We start from the raw sequence: 19,028 nt of genomic DNA, 5'->3' as shown, positions 1-19,028 counted from the left end.
GTCAGCCGGACAGCTTGCCCTCGATGCGGGCGAGAGTCGACTTGAGGTCGGCGAGGTCGTCGGTCACGCGCCCGAACCGCTCCTCCACCGCTTCGAGACGGTTCGAGCATCCGTCGTACCGGTCCAGCCGGAGGTGGACGCGCTCCAGCGCCGTCACGCGGACTTCCAACTGGCAGAGCTTGCTGTGCAGATCGAACAAGGGGGTTCCTTTCCACGGAAGGGGCGGGGCCGCGCGGTACGTCTAGACGTTACCCTACGTGTCCGCGTGGTTGCAGTCCGATGCGAGGGTCGTTCCTACTCCGCGCGCCGGAACTCCGCGATCCCGACCCCCAGCAGCAGGACGCCCAGCGCCGCCACGAGCCCCAGTTCCAGCGGCACCGGCACCTGGAGACCGGCCCACCGCACCCCGGGGTTCAGCAGCGCGTTCACCCGCTCGGGCACGTCCAGGTGGGAGAAGACGGCCTGGCGCATCGGGTCCACCGCGTACGTCATCGGGTTGACGACGGTGAGCACGTGCAGCCAGGAGGGGAGGTTGGCCAGCGGGAACATCGCCCCGGACAGGAACATCATGGGCATGATCGCCATCTGCATGAGCCCGAAGAAGGACTGCATGTTCTTCATCCGGGCCGCCAGCATCACGCCGAACGCCGTGACCGTGAACGCCGCCAGGAACATCTCCGCCAGCAGCGTGAGCATGAGCCCGGGCGCGTAGGGCACCCCCACCAGCCCGCCCATGGCCAGGATGATGACGCCCTGCGCGGTGGCCACGAGCGCGCCGCCCAGGCACTTGCCGACCACGATCGCGCCGCGCGAGACGGGCGCGACCAGCATCTCGCGCAGGAAGCCGAACTCGCGGTCCCACACGATGGACCCGGCCGAGAACATGCCGGTCATGATCACGGTCATCGAGATCATGCCGGGGTACATGAACGTCCGGAAGTCGATGCCCGGGATCGAGCCCCGCACCAGCGACCCCAGGCCCGCGCCCATGACGAACAGCCAGAGCACGGGCTGCACCAGCGACGACACCATGCGGGTGCGGTCGTTGACGAAACGCAGGATCTCCCGGTGCAGCACGACCTTGACCGCCCGCAGGTCGTGCCCGGCGCCGCGGGCCGGGACCCGGACGCCGATCGCCTCCGCCGCCATCGTCATCGCCTCGCCATCGCGCGCATGAAGGACAGGTTGTCGGCCCCGGCCTCCGCGTCGCGGATGGTGGAGCCGGTGTAGGACATGAACACGTCGTCCAGCGACGGCCGGGACACGCTCACCGACGTGATCGGCATCCCCAGCTCCGCGAAGAGCCGGGGCACGAACTCCTCGCCGGACGGCACCGCGAAGGTGACCGCCCCCTCGTGCACGGCCGCCTCCAGCCCGAACCGCTCGCGCAGCGCCTCGATCGCCGCGCCGTCGTCGCCGGTCTGGATCTGCACGCGGTCCTTGCCGACGCCGGCCTTCAGCGCCTCGGGCGAGTCGATGACCACGATCTCGCCGTGGTCGATGATGGCGATCCGGTCGCAGTACTCGGCCTCGTCCATGTAGTGGGTGGTCATGAAGATGGTGATGTCCTCCAGGCGGCGCAGCCGGTTGATGTAGCCCCAGATGGCCGAGCGGGTCTGCGGGTCGAGCCCGACCGTCGGCTCGTCGAGGAACAACACGCGCGGCGAGTGCAGCAGGCCGCGGGCGATCTCCAGCCGCCGTTTCATGCCGCCGGAGAACGTCATCACCTTGGCGTCCCTGCGGTCCCACAGCGCGACCATCTCCATCACCTGGCGGATGCGGTCGCCGACGAGGCCCTTCGGGACGCCGTACAGCTCGGCGTGGAAGCGCAGGTTCTGCTCGGCGCTGAGGTAGCCGTCGAGGGTGGGGTCCTGGAAGACGAGGCCGATGTTCCTGCGGACCTCGTCGCGCTCGCGCACCACGTCGTGCCCGGCCACCGTGGCGCTGCCGCCGGTGGGGCCGACCAGGGTGCAGAGCATGCTGATGGTGGTGGTCTTGCCGGCGCCGTTCGGGCCCAGGAACCCGAACACCTCGCCGGGCGGCACCTCGAAGTCGATGCCCTTGACGGCCTCGACCTTCCCGTACGTCTTGCGCAGTCCCCGTACGGAGACGGCGGTCTCCCCGGCCATGTCCGGTCCTCCCCTCAGTCCTCCGCCAGGATCTGGAAGACGGCCCTGCGCGTCCTCCTGATGAGCTTCTTGGCCTCCTCGACCTGCCGGTCGCCGGCCGTGTGCACGAGGTGGGCGAAGGCCTCGTTGAGCTGGGCCCACAGCAGGGCCAGCTCGTGCTGGCCGGCCGGTACGCTGCGGGCCACCTCCTCCCACGGGGCCTCGCCGGCGTGCCGGGCCGCCTGCTCGCGGCCGCCGTCGGTCAGCCGGTACGTGCGGCTGCCGCCCGACTCGTCACCGGTCACCAGGCCCTCGTCCTCCAGTTGCTGGAGCGCCGGGTAGACGGAGCCGGGGCTGGGACGCCAGACGCCGCCGCTGCGCTCCTCGATGCCCTGGATCATCTGGTAGCCGTTCTGCGGGCCCTCGTGGAGCAGGGCGAGCAGGGCCGCCCGGACGTCCCCGCGCCGAACCCGGGGCGCGGGCCGGCCCCAGTGGACCGCCATGACGGGCCCGGGACCGGGCGGCGCCAGCGGGGGAGGCGGCGCGGGCACGAACCCGGCCGCCGGGTGCGGCGCCCCGGGCGGCCCCGGCGGGAAGGCCGGAGGAGGGAGGTGGGGCGGGGGGAAGGGAGGCGGGGGGAAGGGAGGCGGGGGCGGGGGGACATCGTCCCAGAAATCGGGCTCGTCCATGACGACCTCCAACTATCGAGATATCGTGACGATATATCTAGATAGTTGCGACAAACAAGGCCGTTACCGGCGACGCCATTTGTTAGCGGACGTTAACAGCGGCCTCGATCGCCGCCCGCGCCATCGCCCGCAGCAGCGGCCGCATGTCGCCGCCCGGCAGCTCGCCCGCGCTGTGCGGGGTGGAGTTGAGCAGGCCGAAGACCGCGTGCGTGGCGGCCCGCAGCCGGGCGGCCGGGCAGGCGGGGTGCAGCTCGGCCAGGACGGTCACCCACTCCTCGACGTAGAGCCGCTGCAGCCGCCTGATCCGCCGCCGCTGCGGCTCGGGCACGTTGCCCAGCTCCCGGTCGTGCACGGTGATCAGGGCCGGCTGCTCGATGGCGAAGGTGATCTGCACGTCGAGCAGGGCGCCGAGCGACTGCTCGGGGCCGGGGGAGGAGGTCACCACGGCCACGGCCGCCTCGCGCAGCCGCGAGCTGACGTCGAGCAGCATCTCGGCGAGCAGCGCCTCCTTGCCGCTGAAGTGCCGGTAGAGCGCCGGGCCCGACACGCCCACCGCGCCGCCGATGTCCTCGATCGAGACGCCGTGGAAGCCGCGCGCCGCGAACAGGCGGGAGGCCGCGTCCAGGATCTCCGCGCGCCGGTTGCGCCGGGGGCGGGCAGAGGTCGCGGAGGCGGTGGTCACGTCTCACATACTAGACGATGAGGTTAACGCTGACTAACATTCGAGCCATGAGAGCCACGAGAGGGGACTCATGAGCAGCGACTGGCCGGTGCTGGGATCGGCCGCCGACCCGGCGGGCGAGGCGTACAAGCGCAACGCCGAGCTCAACGAGCGCCTGGCCGCCGACTTGCTGGACCGCCTCGCCACCGCCGCGCTCGGCGGCCCCGAGCGGTCGCGGCGGCGGCACGTCGAGCGCGGCAAGCTGCTGCCGCGCGACCGCGTGGACGGCCTGCTCGATCCCGGCTCGCGCTTCCTGGAGCTGTCGCCGCTGGCGGCCGACGGCCTCTACGACGACCAGGCGCCCGCCGCCGGGATCATCACGGGCGTCGGCCGGATCTCCGGCCGCGAGTGCGTGGTCGTCGCCAACGACGCCACCGTCAAGGGTGGCACGTACTACCCGATGACCGTCAAGAAGCACCTGCGCGCGCAGGAGGTGGCCCTGCACAACCACCTGCCCTGCGTCTACCTGGTGGACTCCGGCGGCGCGTTCCTTCCCCTGCAGGACGAGGTGTTCCCCGACCGCGACCACTTCGGCCGCATCTTCTACAACCAGGCCACCATGTCCGCCCGCGGCATCCCGCAGATCGCCGCCGTGCTCGGCTCGTGCACCGCGGGCGGCGCGTACGTCCCCGCGATGAGCGACGAGGCGGTCATCGTCCGCGGCCAGGGCACGATCTTCCTGGGCGGCCCGCCGCTGGTGAAGGCGGCCACCGGCGAGGAGGTCACCGCCGAGGAGCTGGGCGGCGGCGACCTGCACGCCCGGGTCAGCGGCGTCACCGACCACCTGGCCGAGGACGACGCCCACGCCCTGGCCATCGTCCGCGACATCGTCTCCACGCTCGCTCCGCGCGCCGAGCGGCCCTGGCCGGTCGCCGAGCCCGAGCCGCCCCGCCACGACCCGCGCGAGCTGTACGGCATCGTCCCCGCCGACACCCGCCAGCCCTACGACGTGCGCGAGGTCATCGCCAGGATCGTGGACGGCTCGCGCTTCCTGGAGTTCAAGGCCGAGTACGGCCACACCCTGGTCACCGGCTTCGCCCACCTGCACGGCCACCCGGTGGGCATCGTGGCCAACAACGGCATCCTGTTCAGCGAGTCGGCCATGAAGGGCGCCCACTTCATCGAGCTGTGCGACCAGCGCCGCATCCCCCTGGTGTTCCTGCAGAACATCAGCGGGTTCATGGTCGGCAGGGCCTACGAGGCGGGCGGCATCGCCAAGCACGGCGCGAAGATGGTCACCGCCGTCTCCTGCGCCCGGGTGCCCAAGCTCACGGTGGTGATCGGCGGCTCCTTCGGCGCCGGCAACTACGCGATGGCCGGGCGGGCCTACTCGCCGCGCTTCCTGTGGATGTGGCCCAACGCCCGCATCTCGGTCATGGGCGGCGAGCAGGCCGCCAACGTCCTGACCACCGTCGGCTCCGCCGACGCCGACGCGATCAGGGCCCAGTACGAGCACCAGGGCAACCCGTACTACTCCACGGCCAGGCTGTGGGACGACGGCGTGATCGACCCGCTCGACACCCGCACCGTCCTTGGCCTGGCGCTGTCCGCGGCGGCCAACGCCCCGCTCGAACCCGCCGGCTACGGCGTCTTCCGGATGTGACCATGCTCTTCGACCGTGTTCTCATCGCCAACAGGGGCGAGATCGCCGTCCGCGTCATCCGCACGCTGCGCCGGCTCGGCATCACGGCGGTGGCCGTGCACACGCCGTCCGACGCGGACGCCCGGCACGTACGCGAGGCCGACCTCGCCCTGGAGGTGCCCGGCTACCTGGACGCGGAGGCCATCGTGGCCGCGGCGCTGGAGTCCGGGGCGCGGGCCGTGCACCCCGGCTACGGCTTCCTGGCGGAGAACGCCGGGTTCGCGCGGGCCTGCGCCGCGGCCGGGGTGACCTTCGTCGGGCCGCCGGCCGGAGCCATCGACGCGATGGGCGACAAGATCCGGGCCAAGGCCACCGTGTCGGCCGCCGGGGTGCCGGTGGTGCCGGGCGGTGCCGAGCCGGACGACGACCTGGAGGAGTGGCGCGACTTCCCCGCGCTGATCAAGCCGTCCGCGGGCGGCGGCGGCAAGGGCATGGTGCTGGTGCGCTCGGCCGCCGAGCTGCCCGAGGCGCTGGCGTCGGCGCGGCGCACCGCGCGGGCCGCGTTCGGCGACGGCACGCTGCTCATCGAGCGTTACGTGGACCGCCCCCGCCACATCGAGATCCAGGTCCTGGCCGACGCCCACGGCGGCGTCGTGCACCTGGGGGAGCGCGAGTGCAGCCTGCAGCGCAGGCACCAGAAGATCGTCGAGGAGGCGCCGTCCCCCTTCGTCACCCCCGAGCTGCGCGAGCGCATGGGGGCGGCGGCGGTGGAGGCCGCGCGCTCGGTCGGGTACGTGGGCGCCGGCACCGTCGAGTTCATCGTGGACGGCGTCACCGGCGCCTACCACTTCATGGAGATGAACACCCGCCTCCAGGTCGAGCACCCCGTCACCGAGCTGGTGACCGGCCTGGACCTGGTGGAGCTGCAACTGCGGGTGGCGGCGGGGGAGCCCCTGCCGTTCGGCCAGGACGAGGTGCGCCTGCGCGGGCACGCCGTCGAGGCCCGCGTGTACGCCGAGGACCCGGCGCGCGGCTTCCTGCCGACCGGCGGCCGGGTCCTGCTGCTGCGCGAGCCGGGCGGGCCGAACGAGCCGGGCGGGCCGGGCGGGCCGAGCGGGCCGGGCGGGCCGCGCCGGGAGCCCGGGCCGGGACCCGTGGTGCGGGTGGACTCCGGGCTGGCCGAGGGCGGGGTCGTCGGCAGCGCGTTCGACCCCATGCTCTCCAAGGTCGTCGCCTGGGCCGCGGACCGCGAGGAGGCGCTGCGCGCCCTCGACCGGGCCCTCGCCGGCACGGCCGTCCTGGGCGTGGTCACCAACGTGCCGTTCCTGCGCGCCCTGGCCGCCCATCCCGCCGTTCGGGCGGGCGAGCTGGACACCGGCCTGGTGGAGCGGGCGCTGCCCGAGCTGCTGCCGGGCCAGGAGACGCCCGCCGAGGTCGCCGCGGCGGCCGCGCTGGTCCTCCACACGCTGCCGCGGGGCCGCGACCCGTGGGAGGTCACCGACGGCTGGCGGCTCGGCGAGCGCGCCTGGACGACCTGGCGGCTGGAGTCCCGGGACGGCGTGCACGAGGTGCGGGTCCGCGGGCTGCCCGCCGAGTCCGCCGAGGTGCTGCTGGCGGACGGGCCGGCGCCCGCCCGCGTGCGGGCCGAGGGCGCCGAGGTGGCCGTCACGATCGGCGGCCGCACCACGCGCTACCTGCGCGTACGCGACGGCGACACGCTCTGGCTCGGCCGGGAGGGCCGGGCGTGGGCGTTCACCCGCCACCTCATCGGCGACCCCGGCGACCGGCCCGGCGCCGCCACGTCCGGCGACGGCGTGGTGCGCAGCCCCATGCCGGGCACCGTCCTGCTGGTCAAGGCCCAGGCGGGCGACCGGGTGAGCGCCGGGCAGCCGCTCGTCGTGGTCGAGGCCATGAAGATGGAGCACACGGTGCCCGCCCCGTGCGCCGGCGTGCTCGCCGAGCTGCCGGTCCAGCCGGGGCAGCCGGTCGACATGGACGCCGTCCTGGCCGTGGTGACCCCTGACGCGGCCACTTCTGAGGAGGCTTAGGTGCCGTACCCGATGGAAGGTCTGCCCAAGCAGGTCACCGTCTACGAGGTCGGCCCGCGCGACGGGCTGCAGAACGAGGCCACGGTCGTGCCCGTCGAGGTCAAGGCCGAGTTCATCGACCGGCTCGCGGACGCCGGCCACAGGATCATCGAGGCCACCAGCTTCGTGCACCCGAAATGGGTGCCGCAGCTCGCCGACGCCGACGACCTGCTCGCCCGCCTGCCCCGCAGGCCCGGCGTGCGCTATCCCGTGCTGGTGCCGAACGAGCGCGGCCTCGACCGGGCCCTGGAGCGCGGCGTGGACGAGATCGCCGTCTTCGCCAGCGCCACCGAGACGTTCGCCGCCAAGAACCTCAACCGGAGCCTGGAGAGCCAGTTCGACATGTTCGAGCCGGTCGTGGCCAGGGCCCTCGACCACGGGGTGCGGGTGCGGGCGTACGTGTCGATGTGCTTCGGCGACCCCTGGGAGGGGCCGACCCCGATCGCGCAGGTCGTCCGGGTGGGCGAGCGGCTGCTCGGGCTCGGCTGCCACGAGCTGTCGCTGGGCGACACGACCGGCGTCGGCACGCCGGGGCACGTCACCGAGCTGATCCGGGCGTTCCGCTCGCCCGAGCGGCTGGCCGTGCACTTCCACGACACCTACGGGCAGGCGCTGGGCAACACGCTGGCCGCCCTGCGGGCCGGAGTGACCACGGTCGACGCCTCCACCGGCGGCATCGGCGGCTGCCCCTACGCCGAGTCGGCGACCGGCAACCTGGCCACCGAGGACCTCGTCTGGATGCTGCGCGGGCTCGGCATCGAGACCGGGCTCGACCTGGACAAGCTCGTGGCCACCAGCACCTGGCTGGCCGGGCTGCTCGGCCGGCCCAGCCCGTCCCGCGTCGTACAGGCCCTCGCGAAAGGCTGACCATGCTCAAGGACGAGTACGAAGAACTACGCAAGACGGTCGAGGCGTTCGCCCGCGAGGTGGTCGCCCCCGTGATCGGGGGCTACTACGAGCGCGAGGAGTTCCCGTACGACATCGTGCGGCAGATGGGCACGATGGGCCTGTTCGGCCTGCCCTTCCCCGAGGAGTACGGCGGCATGGGCGGCGACTACTTCGCCCTGTGCCTGGCGCTGGAGGAGCTGGCCCGCGTCGACTCCAGCGTGGCGATCACCCTGGAGGCGGCGGTGTCGCTGGGCGCGATGCCGATCTACCGCTTCGGCACCGACGAGCAGCGCGCCCACTGGCTGCCCCGGCTCGCCTCCGGCCAGGAGCTGGGCGCCTTCGGCCTGACCGAGCCCAGCGGCGGCACGGACGTGCCCGGCGGCATGCGCACCACCGCCACGCTCGACGGCGCCGAATGGGTGCTCAACGGGACGAAGGCGTTCATCACCAACTCCGGCACCGACCTCACCAGCGTCGTCGGCGTGGCCGCGCTCACCGGCGAGCGCGAGATCTCCACGATCCTCGTCCCGGCGGGCACGCCCGGCTTCACCGTGTCGAAGAAGTACTCCAAGGTCGGCTGGAACGCCTCCGACACCCGCGAGCTGTCCTTCGCCGACTGCCGCGTGCCGGCCGCCAACCTGCTGGGCGAGCGCGGCCGCGGCTACGCCCAGTTCCTGCAGACCCTGGACGAGGGGCGCGTCGCCATCGCCGCCCTCAGCGTGGGCCTGGCCCAGGGCTGCGTGGACGAGTGCCTCAAGTACGTCAGGGACCGGCGGGCCTTCGGCCACCCGATCGGCCACTACCAGGCCATCCAGTTCAAGGTCGCCGACATGGAGGCCCGCGCCCACACCGCCCGCCTGGCCTACTACCACGCGGCCGAGCGCATGCTGGCCGGCGCGCCGTTCAAGAAGGAGGCGGCGATCGCCAAGCTGGTCGCCTCCAACGCCGCGATGGACAACGCCAGGGACGCGACCCAGGTGTTCGGCGGCTACGGCTTCATGAACGAGTTCCCCGTCGGCCGCTTCTACCGCGACGCCAAGATCCTGGAGATCGGCGAGGGCACCAGCGAGGTCCAGCGCATGCTCATCGCCCGCCAGCTCGGCCTGGCGGACCTGTGAGCGCGCCGCGGCCGTGCCCGCGACCGTGCCCGCGACCGGGCCCGCGACCGGGCCCGCGGCCGTGCCGGGATCACCCTGACGTGGGAGGACTTCGAGGATTGCGCGAGCGACACGGGAGGATCTACTGTCAGGGTTCATGACGGCTGACGATCTTCTCATCAGGAGGGCGGAGAAAGCCGACGCGGACGAGGTGTTCGCGCTGGCCCGCGACTTCGGGCTGACGTTCCGCCCGGAGCGCGAGGCGTTCGACGCCGCCCTGCCCGAGCTGCTGGCGAACGACGACGCCCTGCTGCTCGCCGCCGTCGCGGAGGGCCGGGTCCGCGGCTACCTGCTGGGGTTCGTCCATCTGACGTTGTTCGCCAACGGGCCGGTGGCCTGGGTCGAGGAGGCCATGGTCCAGTCGGGCTCGCGCCGGCAGGGCATCGGGCGGTCGCTGCTGGAGGAGTTCGAGCGGTGGGCCCGCTCGCGCGGGGCCCGCTACGTCGCGATGGCCACCCGCCGGGCGCCGGAGTTCTACCACGCGCTCGGCTACGAGGCATCGGCCACGTTCTTCCGCAAGGTCCTGCGCTGAGAGCGATCCGCGCGCGGTTCTGTCGGCGGCGGGTGGCATCCTTTCCTACGTGAGCATTCACGTCGTCAGCCCGCTGTTCGTCGGGCGTGCCCGCGAGCTCGCCGTGCTGGGCGACGCCCTGGCCAGGGCGCGCGCCGGGGTCCCGTCCACCGTGCTCGTGGGCGGCGAGGCCGGGGTGGGCAAGACGCGGCTGCTCGTGGAGTTCACCGACCGGGCCGGCGACGCCCTGGTGCTCGTCGGCGGGTGCCTGGAGCTGGGGACGGAGGGCTTGCCGTTCGCGCCGTTCACCGCCGTGCTGCGCGGGCTGGTGCGGCGGCTCGGCCGCGACGGCGTCGCCGCGCTGGTGCCCGGCGGCGCCACGGGCGGGCTGGCGCGGCTGCTGCCCGAGTTCGGCGAGCCGGGCAAGGACGGCGCCGAAGCCCGCGCGCGGCTGTTCGAGCTGGTGCTGGGCCTGCTGGAGCGGCTGGCCGAGGAGCGCCCGGTGGTGCTCGTCATCGAGGACGCCCACTGGGCCGACCGCTCCACCCGCGACCTGCTGTCGTTCCTGGTCCGCTACCAGCGCACCGCAGGGCGGCTGCTGCTCGTGGTGACCTACCGCACCGACGAGCTGCACCGCACCCATCCGCTGCGGCCCATGCTGGCCGAGCTGGGCCGGGTGGAGTCGGTGACCCGGGTCGAGCTGCGCAGGCTCACCCGCAGGGAGGCGGTGGCGCAGGCGGCCAGCATCCTGGAGCGGCAGCCCCCCGACACCGACATGGACCTCATCTACGCGCGCAGCGAGGGAAACCCGCTGTTCGTCGAGGCGCTGCTCAGCGAGGGCGGCGGCGGCGACCTGCCCGAGTCGCTGCGCGACCTGCTGCTGGCCCGCGTCGAGCGGCTGCCGGAGGAGACGCAGGAGCTGATGCGGGTGGCCAGCGCGGGCGGCCAGCGCATCGAGCACGACCTGCTGTCCGCCGTGGCCGGGCTCGACGAGAGCGCGCTGTCACGCGCCCTGCGGCCGGCCGTCGCGGGCAACGTCCTGGTGGTCGACGGCGAGGGCTACAGCTTCCGGCACGCGCTCATCCGCGAGGCGCTCCACGACGACCTGCTGCCCGGCGAGCACACCCGCCTGCACACCCGCTACGCCGAAGCGCTGGAGCGCGACCTGTCGATCCTGCCCGCCCCGCGCGGCGCCATCGAGCTGGCCCACCACTGGCACGCGGCCCACGACTCCACCTGGGCGCTGGTCAGCGCCTGGGGGGCGGCCGCCGCGGCCCGCACGTCCACCGCCTACGACGAGCAGTTGCGCATGCTCTCCCGCGTCCTGGAGTTGTGGGACCAGGTGCCCGACGCCGCCGAGCGCATCGGCCGCGACCGGCTCGACGTGCTCAGGCACACCGCCGTCGTCGCCCACCTGGCCGGCGAGTACGAACGCAGCATCGCCCTGGCCGGCGCCGTCCTGGCCGAGCTCGACCCGGAGACCGACCCCATCAGGACCGCCGCCATCCTGCGGCAGCGCGGCCTGACCCGCTTCGACCTGGGCCGCCCCGGCAACCTCGACGACCTGCGGCGGGCCGCCTCCCTGGTGCCCGCCGAGCCGCCCACCAGGCTGCGCGGGCAGGTGCTGGAGAGCCTGTCGCGGATGCTCCACCGGCCGGAGGACCTCGCCGAGAAGATCGCCACGGCCGGCCTGGCCCGCGAGATCGCCCGCGCGATCGGCGACGCCAACGTCGAGGTCCACGCCCTCATCACCGCCACCTGGGCGCGCTTCCGCTACTCCGAGATCGAGGCGCAGATGGAGGCGTTCGCCGAGGCGCGCCGCATCGCCGCCGGCGGGGAGGCGTACAGCGCGCTCATGCGCTGCGCCATCTCCGAGTCCGACGCGCTGGAGGGCGCGGGCCGGCACGAGCAGGCCGCGCGGGTCGCCCGCGAGGGCATCGAGGGCGCCGCCCACTACGGCCTGGCCCGCACCTCGGGCACCTTCCTGGCGATCAACCTGGCCGAGCCGCTGGTCTCGCTCGGGCGGTGGGACGAGGCGCTGGAGGTCATCGAGCGCGCCATCGACCTCGCGCCGCCCGCCCCCTACCGGGCCAGCCTCCAGGGGTTCGCCACCGACATCGCGCTGGCCCGCGGGCAGCTCGACCGGGCCGAGCAGTTGCTGCACTCCTCGCGCGGCGTGCTGTCGCGGGGCGCCCACCGTGACCAGATGCTGCTGCCGCACCTGCGGCGGGAGGTGCGGCTGCTGGAGGCTCGGGGGCGGCTCGGCGAGGCGGTGGAGGCGGTCGCCCGGGCCCTGGAGGAGCGCGACCTGACGTGCAGCCCGCGCTACACGTGGCAACTGCTGGTGAGCTTCGCCCGGATGCTGACCGCGATCGCCGGCATCGGCGGAAGCGGCGGCGCGGCGGTCGCTGGTCCGGCGGGCAGCGGCGGCGCCATGATCGGTGGCGCAGTGGCCGGTGGACCTGCGGCCGGTGGACCTGCGGGCGGTGGCGCGGTGACCGGCGGATCGGTGGGCGGGGGGTCGTTGTCCAGCGGTCTGGACGGGGGTGCCGTGGCGCGGCTGGCGGCGTCGTTACTGCCCCGGCTGCGGGAGCTGGCGTCGGCCATCGGCGTGGAGGGCGATCTGCAGCAGGCGCAGCGGCTCACGTTCGAGGCGCTGATCGGGCCCGAGCCCGCCGCCACGGGCTCCGTCGCCACGGGTTCCGCCGTCACGGGTTCCACTGGCACGGGTTCCGTCGCCACGGGTTCCACTGGCACGGGTTCCGCCGTCACGGGCATCACCGGCCCGGACGGTTCCGTGGGCCCTCCGGGCGCCGCGGGTTTCGTGGATCCGGCGGCGCGGGCGGTCTGGCAGGTCAAGGCGTGGGATCTCGCCGTGCAGGCGTGGGTGTCGCTCGGGCAGCCGTACGCGGAGGCTCGCGGCCTGCTGGCGTCGGCGCACGCGCTGCTGGCGACGGGCGACCGGCAGGAGGCGGCGGCCCGGCTCGGGCGGGCGCGCGAGCTGGCCGACCGGCTCGGGGCCGCGCCGCTGCTGGAACAGCTCGACGTGTTCCGGCGGCGCGCCCGCATCGGCGGCGGGACGGACGAGCCCGCCGGCGACGGGCAGCCGCTCGGGCTGACGGCACGGGAGCTGGAGGTGCTGCGCGAGGTCACCAACGGCCGCAGCAACCGGGAGATCGCCCAGACGCTGGTCATCTCGGTGAAGACGGTGAGCGTGCACGTCTCCAACATCCTGGCCAAGCTCGGCGTCGCCAGCCGCGGCGAGGCCGCCGCCACGGCCCACCGCCTCCGCCTCTTCAGCGACTGAGCGGGCTCAGGCGGTGAGCTGGGCCTCCAGGCGGTAGCCGTCCACCGTCACGTACACCTGGTCGCCGGGGCGGGCGTTCAGGCGCATGAGGACCGGCTGGAGGGAGTCGAAGACCGGCTGGTGGCCCTGCCAGACCAGGACGATCGCGTTGTCGCCGGGGCCCGTGACCGACAGCAGGGTGCCGGGGCGCATGCCGAGCTGGGCCGCGTACCCCTCCGGCACCGGCACCGGGCCACCGCGCAGGTGCTCCGGCGTGACCTCGATGCGCTGCCAGCGGCGCGGGTCCGAGGACGGGCTCGGCAGCGGCGGAGGCGGCGTGGACGGTGTGCCCGCCAGGCTGCCCGGCAACATCGCGGACCGGCCGCCCGACAGCGCCGACAGCGTCGCGAGCGCGGCCGAGGGGTCGATCGAGCTGGACGTCACGGGCGGGATGGGCTGGCCGCCGCGGTGATGGTGGCCGTTCGCGCCCGGCGTGCGGCGTGGCAGTGGCTGGGCCGGGGACGGAGCCGAGGCCATCGGGTCGGCCGACTCGGGCGGCAGGGCGTCCAGCCACGCCTTGGCGGAGTGGGCGCGGATGCCCAGCTCGGCCATCAGCTCCACCACGTCGGCGTCCGGCGGGGCGGTGGCCAGGATCTGCCGCGTACGGGCCTGGAGGCCGTGGATGTCGCCCACCACGAGCCAGCCGTCCTGGAGGCGGCGGTCGGGCATGAGCGTGACCAGCACCCGCCACAGCGGGGTGCGCAGCGAGGGGACCATGACCGGGTGGGCCGGGTCGGCGCCGATGAGCTGCTCCTCCGTCGCCGCCGCGCCCAGCCACTCCGTCAGCCGGAACATGTGCCCCGTCACCGGGGCGGACTCCGAGGAACGGAGCCAGGTGAGCACCCGCTCCTCGGCCGTGCGCTGCGCCTGGGACAGGGCCTCCCGCTCGACCAGCATCTTGTGGGCCAGCGTGCGGAGGCTGACCGGGTCCTCGGCGAACAACCGGTGCACGGCCACGGCCAGCTCCAGCTTGTTCAGGTTGCGGAACAGGCTGTCCACGACGCGGACCATCGCGTGGTCGGGGTCGGACGGCACCGGGGCGGTGGATCCGGTGGCGTAACCGGAGGCGGAGATGGGGGCAGGGGCAGGGGCAGGGATGGAGCCGGTCTTCGACGGGTCCGCGCCGGGGACGGCGGGGAGGGAGCCGGTGCTCGGCCCGCCCGGGAGCGGCCCGCCCGGGAGCGAGGGGCCCGGGAGCGAGGGGCCCGGCTGGGCGGGGATCTGGGGGGAGGTGCCGTTCGGGGTGGCGGTGCCGGGGAGCGGGCCGTTCGAGAGGCCGGGGAAGGCGCCGGTGTCCTCGCGGCCGGGCTGCCGGGACGCGGGACGCTGCGGCAGGCGGTCGGGCTGCCCAGGCTGGATGGGCTGCCCGGGTTGTCCGGATTGGATGGACTGGCCGGGTAGCCCGGGTTGCCCGGACGAGGCGGGCTGCCCGGGCTGGGCGGCGGATTGTCCGGGCTGGGCGGGGGACGGGCGTTGCGGCAGGCCGTCGCCCGGGAGTCCCTGGCGCGGGGCGCCGCTCTGCCCCGGATACGAACCGTTCTGGGAGGTCCCGGCGAACGCGCCGCCCTGCGCCGGGAACGCGCCCGTCTGGCGCTCGCCCCCCTGCCCGGGGAACGCGCCGCCCTGCCGGTCGTCCCCTTGCACGGGAAAACCGCCGCTCTGGCGCTCGCCGCCTTGCCCCGGGAAGGCACCCGTCTGGCGTTCGCCGCTCTGCCCGGGGAAGGCGCCCGTCTGGCGTTCGCCGCCCTGGGCGGGAAAACCGCCGCTCTGGCGTTCGCTGTCCTGCCCGGGGAAGGCGCCCGTCTGGCGCTCGCCGCTTTGCCCCGGAAAGGCGCCGCTCTGCCGCTCGGTGCCCTGGGCCGGGAAGGCGCCCGTGCGGCGCTGCCGGTCGTTGTCCGGCTGCTGGCCCTGGCCGAACAGGCCGCCGCTCGCCGCCTGGCGATCGCCGCCGGGAGCGGCGGGGAAGACGCCGCCCTGCCCTTCCGGGGCCGAGGGGGCGGGGGAGGAGCCGCGCCCGTCCGCCGGGGCGGCGAAGGGGCCGCTCTGGGCGGCGGCGGGGAGGGGGGCGTCCGGGAGGCCGGGGAAGGAAGGGGCGGGGGCGAGCGGGCCGGACCGGGGGACGGCGGGGAAGGAGCCGGTGCTCCGGGTCTCGTCCGCGCCGCGCGGCAGCGGGCGCGTCACCTCGGGATGCGCGGCGGTGGGCACGACGGCGGGCGCGGCGGCGATGCGGCCGAGGACCTCGCGCAGCACCGCGCCGACCACCACCTCGGGCGTCGCGGACGGGGTGCCGAGATCGCCGGGGGACAGGCGGCGCAGCCGCTGCCAGCCGCCGAGCCCGGTGACCGCCGTGCGGGTGGCCTCGGGCCAGCCGGGCAACGCCGGATCGACGGCGTGGACGGTGAGCGCGGGCACCAGGTCGGCCAGCGGCAGATGGTCCCAGCGGGTGGCGGCCAGCCGGGCGAGGCGCTCGCAGATCCAGTCGAGCCCCGCCGTGCCGAGCGCCTTCGGCAGCGGAAGCGAGGACCACCATCCGGCGGGCAGGCGCGGATCGCTCAGCGCCTCGGCGATCTGCTGCGGCCGGCTCCAGCGCAGAGCAGGGACTAGGTCGCTCAGGCAGATCGATGACTCGACTTCCATCGGCGGACCTTATCCTCCCCAGTGTGCCGCGTGTGCTGCCCGTTGTGCCTGTGGCTAGTGGTGCAGCCTACGCGGCAAGCTATCAATCAGTGTGAATAGGGTAAAGACGGTTCAGATCCAAACCGTACCGTGGACGACCCCCCACCTGGGCCACACATGCGGCACCCGCACGACATCCTTCTTCCAGAGCTGCCTCTTCCCCGCATCCCCGCAAGGTCGCGGCGAGAAACCCGGCGGCGAACGCGTCCCCAGCTCCGGTCGTGTCCACCACGTCGGCCGCCACCCCCGCTACCTGGGCGATGACCGTCCCGGACACCGCCGCCAGCGCTCCTCGCGCGCCCAGCTTCACCACCGCTGTGCCGTATCTCTCACTCAGCAGCTCGGCCGCCCGCTCCGCCGTGGGCGCGCCGGTGAGGAGCAGGGCCTCGTCGAGATTGGGGATGACGAGATCGGCCGCGGCGGTCTCGGCCGTGAAACGTTCGACGCCGAAGGCGCGCAGCGGCTCGGTGGAGGCCGGATCGACGCTGACCGCCACCCCGGCGGCCGCCGCGTCCGCGATGGCGGCCCGGGCCAGGCGCAGGCCCGGCGGGGCGAAGAACACGTACCCGGACAGGTGCAGCCGCGCCACGCCCTCCAGCAGGGCGGGGTCCCAGTCGTGCTCGGAGATCAGGCCGCCCGCGCCACGGTTGGTGAGCATCGAGCGCTCGCCGCTGTGGTCCACCATGGCGATGACGACGGCGGTGGGGTGGTCGGGGTCCACGCTCACCTGCGGGCGCACGCCGCTCCTGGCCAGCTCGGCGAGGTGCCAGTCGCTGCTGTCGTAGCCCAGCCTGGCCAGCAGGCGGGTGTCGGCGCCCAGGTGGGCGGCCCAGGCGGCGGTGTTCGCGCCGGAGCCGCCGGGGCGCAGCACGATGTCGGCCGCCGCGTCGACGCCCGCCACGATCGGCGAGCCGTGCCGCGCCACCACGTCGGTGACCGCGTCCCCGACGACCAGGAGGCCGCGGCCGGTCACGAGCCGGCCCAGCTCAGGGCGATCCGGGAGGCGAGGGCGACGTTGCCGCGCACGGCGGCCAGGTTGGCCTCCAGGGAGGCGCCGCCGGTGCCGTCGACCAGGTAGCCCAGCAGGAACGGGGTGATCGCCTGCCCCTTGACGCCCTCGCGCTCGGCGGCGGCCAGTGCCTCGGCCAGCACGCGGTCGTGCAGCTCGGGGTCGAGCTGCTGGTCCACGGGGACGGGGTTGGCGACGATCAGCGCGGTCTCCTGGCCGCCGAGGGCGTCCTGGCCGCGCATGACGGCCGCCGCCTCCTCCGGCGTCTCGATGCGCCAGTCGATCGGCCGGCCGGAGGTGTGCAGGTAGAAGCCGGGGAAGGTGTCCGTGCGGTAGCCGACCACGCTCACGCCGCGCGTCTCCAGGCGCTGCAGCGTCGCGGGCACGTCGAGGATCGACTTCACGCCGGCGCACACGACGGTGATCCGGGTACGGGCGAGCGTGTCGAGGTCGGCGGACTCGTCCTGGTCCTCGGTCCAGCCGCGGTGCACGCCGCCGAGCCCGCCGGTGGCGAAGATCCGGATGCCGGCGCGGGCGGCCAGGAACGACGTGGCCGACACCGTGGTGGCGCCGCTGGCCTTGAGCGCGGCGGCCACGGGCAGGTCGCGCTGGCCCAGCTTGCGCAGCCCCGGCTCGGTGGCGATGCGCTCCAGCTCCGCCGCGTCCAGCCCGACGCGGGGCACGCCGTCGAGCACGGCGATCGTGGCCGGCACGGCGCCCGCCGCCCGGACGATCCCCTCCAGCTCGCGCGCGACCTCCAGGTTGCGCGGCTGCGGCAGCCCGTGGGAGATGATCGTGGACTCCAGCGCCACGACCGGCGCGCCGCCGGCCAGGGCCTCGGCTACCTCGTCGGACGGCTTCAGGACGGAGTCTGCGGTGCTGCGCATGGTGGGTCTCGTGCTCCTTGCGTGATCCTGGGCCCCGGGCAGGGGAGGGGCGGAGTTTACGACATTTGCCGCTGACTCTGCAGGTTACGGCCATTCCCGGGGTCCGTCGTCCAGCCGATGATCACACGAGCAGCGTCACCCCGGCCAGCGAGAGGCCCGCGACGAGCGCGCTGGCGAACCCGCCCAGCAGCAGCGTCCGGCCTCCCCTGGCCAGCTTGCGCACGTCGATCCCGGTGCCGAGGGCGAACAGGGCGGCGGCGGTCAGCACCCCGGTCACCTGCGGCACCGCGGCGGTCACGGCCTCCGGGACCAGGCCCGTGCTCCGCAGCGCCGCCATCGCGAGGAACGCGGCCACGAACAGCGGCACGACCGGCGGCCGACCCTGCGGCCGGCCCTGCGGCCGGACGTGCGGCCGGACGTGCGACCGGGCCGGCGGCCGGCCCTGCGACTGGACCTGCGATCGGACGTGCGGCCGGACCGCCGGCCCGGCCAGTGGCCCGTCGTCCCTGGGACGGCCCGGCTCGTCGTCCCGGGGACGGCCCGGCTCGTCGTCCCCGGGACGGCCCCGCTCGGCGTCCGGGGAAGGTCGGCGGTGGGCGGCCAGTGCGACCATCGGGGCCAGCAGGACGACGCGGGCCAGCTTGACCGTCACGGCGGTGGCGAGCCCGCCCGCGGCCGCGCCGATCGCGGCGACCTGGGCCACCTCGTGCACGGCGGCGCCCGCCCAGACGGCGAGCCGGTCGGGCGGCAGGCGCAGCAGGGACGCCAGCGCGGGCAGCACCACGATCGCGGCGGTGCCGTACAGGACGACGACGCCGAGGGCGTTGGCGGCGTCGTCGTCGTCGCAGGCCGGCACGCTGTCGCGCATGGCGGCGACGGCGGACGCGCCGCAGATGGACACGCCCGCGGCGACGAGCAGCGAGGTGCCGGGGGTGAGCCCGAGGGCGCGCCCCACGCGCGGCGTCACCAGGAACGTGACCCCCGTCGCGACGGCCACGACGGCCAGCGTCCGCCAGCCCAGCGCGAGCACGTCGGGCACCACGATCCGCAGGCCGAGCAGGGCGATCGCCACCCGCAGCACCCGCCGCGAGACGAACGCCAGCCCCGGCCCGAACCGCGCGGGGACCGCCGCCAGGTTCGCCAGCGCCGCTCCGCACGCCACCGCGACCACGGCGGGGCTGAGCGCCGGCACGAAGTGGTTGACGACCAGGGCCGGCACCACCGCCACGGCGGCCAGCGCCACCCCCGGCAGGACGGCGGGCAGGGCGGCGGGCAGGCGGGCGCGAGGGTGGTCGCCGGTGAGCATGCCCTCAGTCTTCGGGGCGTCAAGGGCGGCCGGTAGCCGGCGATCGCCTGGGAGCTCATAG

The 19,028-nt window shown here is 74.5% G+C and carries 15 protein-coding genes; 6 read left to right on the top strand and 9 right to left on the bottom strand.

Annotation, left to right across the window (positions count from 1 at the left end; genetic code table 11):
• Window position 1 precedes the first annotated feature (1 nt).
• The 5 genes from AB0H75_RS12560 to AB0H75_RS12540 form a co-directional block, all read right to left on the bottom strand.
• Entirely contained in the window at window positions 2–199 is a 198-nt protein-coding gene (locus tag AB0H75_RS12560) for a hypothetical protein (protein WP_367794896.1), read from the bottom strand.
• Window positions 200–294: 95 nt separating this feature from the next.
• Window positions 295–1,155, bottom strand: coding sequence for an ABC transporter permease (locus AB0H75_RS12555; RefSeq protein WP_367794893.1), 861 nt, complete (start codon window positions 1,153–1,155; stop codon window positions 295–297).
• Entirely contained in the window at window positions 1,152–2,129 is a 978-nt protein-coding gene (locus tag AB0H75_RS12550; protein ID WP_367794890.1) for an ATP-binding cassette domain-containing protein, read from the bottom strand. Before AB0H75_RS12550 ends, AB0H75_RS12555 begins: the two co-directional genes overlap by 4 nt.
• A 14-nt stretch (window positions 2,130–2,143) precedes the next feature.
• Window positions 2,144–2,797, bottom strand: coding sequence for a PadR family transcriptional regulator (locus AB0H75_RS12545; RefSeq protein ID WP_367794887.1), 654 nt, complete (start codon window positions 2,795–2,797; stop codon window positions 2,144–2,146).
• 82 nt (window positions 2,798–2,879) lie between these two features.
• Complete coding sequence (locus tag AB0H75_RS12540) at window positions 2,880–3,479, bottom strand: TetR/AcrR family transcriptional regulator (protein ID WP_367794884.1); 600 nt, start codon at window positions 3,477–3,479, stop codon at window positions 2,880–2,882.
• 70 nt (window positions 3,480–3,549) lie between these two features.
• Between AB0H75_RS12540 and AB0H75_RS12535 the strand changes: the two genes are divergently transcribed.
• The 6 genes from AB0H75_RS12535 (at window position 3,550) to AB0H75_RS12510 (ending at window position 13,050) form a co-directional block, all read left to right on the top strand.
• Entirely contained in the window at window positions 3,550–5,121 is a 1,572-nt protein-coding gene (locus AB0H75_RS12535) for a carboxyl transferase domain-containing protein (RefSeq protein WP_367794881.1), read from the top strand.
• A gap of 2 nt (window positions 5,122–5,123) precedes the next feature.
• Window positions 5,124–7,148, top strand: a complete 2,025-nt coding sequence (locus tag AB0H75_RS12530) for a biotin carboxylase N-terminal domain-containing protein (RefSeq protein WP_367794878.1) — start codon at window positions 5,124–5,126, stop codon at window positions 7,146–7,148.
• Window positions 7,149–7,160: 12 nt separating this feature from the next.
• Window positions 7,161–8,054 carry a hydroxymethylglutaryl-CoA lyase gene (locus AB0H75_RS12525; RefSeq protein WP_367795991.1) on the top strand — a complete coding sequence of 298 codons (894 nt, stop codon included), beginning with the start codon at window positions 7,161–7,163 and terminating at the stop codon, window positions 8,052–8,054.
• A 2-nt stretch (window positions 8,055–8,056) separates the two neighbouring features.
• The gene (locus AB0H75_RS12520; RefSeq protein WP_367794876.1) at window positions 8,057–9,193 is read left to right on the top strand and encodes an acyl-CoA dehydrogenase family protein; all 1,137 of its coding nucleotides are present in this window, start codon (window positions 8,057–8,059) and stop codon (window positions 9,191–9,193) included.
• Window positions 9,194–9,329: 136 nt separating this feature from the next.
• Window positions 9,330–9,764 carry a GNAT family N-acetyltransferase gene (locus AB0H75_RS12515; protein WP_367794873.1) on the top strand — a complete coding sequence of 145 codons (435 nt, stop codon included), beginning with the start codon at window positions 9,330–9,332 and terminating at the stop codon, window positions 9,762–9,764.
• 49 nt (window positions 9,765–9,813) lie between these two features.
• Window positions 9,814–13,050, top strand: a complete 3,237-nt coding sequence (locus AB0H75_RS12510; RefSeq protein WP_367794870.1) for a helix-turn-helix transcriptional regulator — start codon at window positions 9,814–9,816, stop codon at window positions 13,048–13,050.
• Between the two features lie 6 nt (window positions 13,051–13,056).
• On the opposite strand, the gene AB0H75_RS12505 is transcribed toward AB0H75_RS12510, so the two are convergent.
• The 4 genes from AB0H75_RS12505 to AB0H75_RS12490 all read right to left on the bottom strand — a co-directional run bounded on the left by AB0H75_RS12505 (window position 13,057) and on the right by AB0H75_RS12490 (window position 18,967).
• Entirely contained in the window at window positions 13,057–15,726 is a 2,670-nt protein-coding gene (locus tag AB0H75_RS12505; protein ID WP_367794867.1) for a hypothetical protein, read from the bottom strand.
• 82 nt (window positions 15,727–15,808) lie between these two features.
• On the bottom strand, window positions 15,809–16,738 hold the full coding sequence (locus AB0H75_RS12500; protein ID WP_367794864.1) for a carbohydrate kinase family protein: 930 nt from the start codon (window positions 16,736–16,738) through the stop codon (window positions 15,809–15,811).
• The gene (locus AB0H75_RS12495; protein WP_367794860.1) at window positions 16,735–17,661 is read right to left on the bottom strand and encodes a pseudouridine-5'-phosphate glycosidase; all 927 of its coding nucleotides are present in this window, start codon (window positions 17,659–17,661) and stop codon (window positions 16,735–16,737) included. The genes AB0H75_RS12500 and AB0H75_RS12495 overlap by 4 nt, the downstream gene beginning before the upstream one ends.
• A gap of 121 nt (window positions 17,662–17,782) precedes the next feature.
• On the bottom strand, window positions 17,783–18,967 hold the full coding sequence (locus tag AB0H75_RS12490; protein ID WP_367794858.1) for a YeiH family protein: 1,185 nt from the start codon (window positions 18,965–18,967) through the stop codon (window positions 17,783–17,785).
• Window positions 18,968–19,028 lie beyond the last annotated feature (61 nt).

Source organism: Nonomuraea sp. NPDC050783, assembly GCF_040802095.1.
In the GTDB taxonomy this organism is placed as follows: domain Bacteria; phylum Actinomycetota; class Actinomycetes; order Streptosporangiales; family Streptosporangiaceae; genus Nonomuraea.
The sequence above is the reverse complement of the archived record's forward strand: the minus strand, read 5'-3'. Positions and strand labels throughout refer to the sequence as shown.

Bases quoted from the DNA above. Each gene is read 5' to 3' on its own strand.
- AB0H75_RS12555 (WP_367794893.1), bottom strand. From the start codon at position 1,155: ATGACGATGGCGGCGGAGGCGATCGGCGTCCGGGTCCCGGCCCGCGGC.
- AB0H75_RS12550 (WP_367794890.1), bottom strand. From the start codon at position 2,129: ATGGCCGGGGAGACCGCCGTCTCCGTACGGGGACTGCGCAAGACGTAC.
- AB0H75_RS12545 (WP_367794887.1), bottom strand. From the start codon at position 2,797: ATGGACGAGCCCGATTTCTGGGACGATGTCCCCCCGCCCCCGCCTCCC.
- AB0H75_RS12535 (WP_367794881.1), top strand. From the start codon at position 3,550: ATGAGCAGCGACTGGCCGGTGCTGGGATCGGCCGCCGACCCGGCGGGC.
- AB0H75_RS12530 (WP_367794878.1), top strand. From the start codon at position 5,124: ATGCTCTTCGACCGTGTTCTCATCGCCAACAGGGGCGAGATCGCCGTC.
- AB0H75_RS12525 (WP_367795991.1), top strand. From the start codon at position 7,161: ATGGAAGGTCTGCCCAAGCAGGTCACCGTCTACGAGGTCGGCCCGCGC.
- AB0H75_RS12520 (WP_367794876.1), top strand. From the start codon at position 8,057: ATGCTCAAGGACGAGTACGAAGAACTACGCAAGACGGTCGAGGCGTTC.
- AB0H75_RS12515 (WP_367794873.1), top strand. From the start codon at position 9,330: ATGACGGCTGACGATCTTCTCATCAGGAGGGCGGAGAAAGCCGACGCG.
- AB0H75_RS12505 (WP_367794867.1), bottom strand. From the start codon at position 15,726: ATGGAAGTCGAGTCATCGATCTGCCTGAGCGACCTAGTCCCTGCTCTG.
- AB0H75_RS12495 (WP_367794860.1), bottom strand. From the start codon at position 17,661: ATGCGCAGCACCGCAGACTCCGTCCTGAAGCCGTCCGACGAGGTAGCC.
- AB0H75_RS12490 (WP_367794858.1), bottom strand. From the start codon at position 18,967: ATGCTCACCGGCGACCACCCTCGCGCCCGCCTGCCCGCCGCCCTGCCC.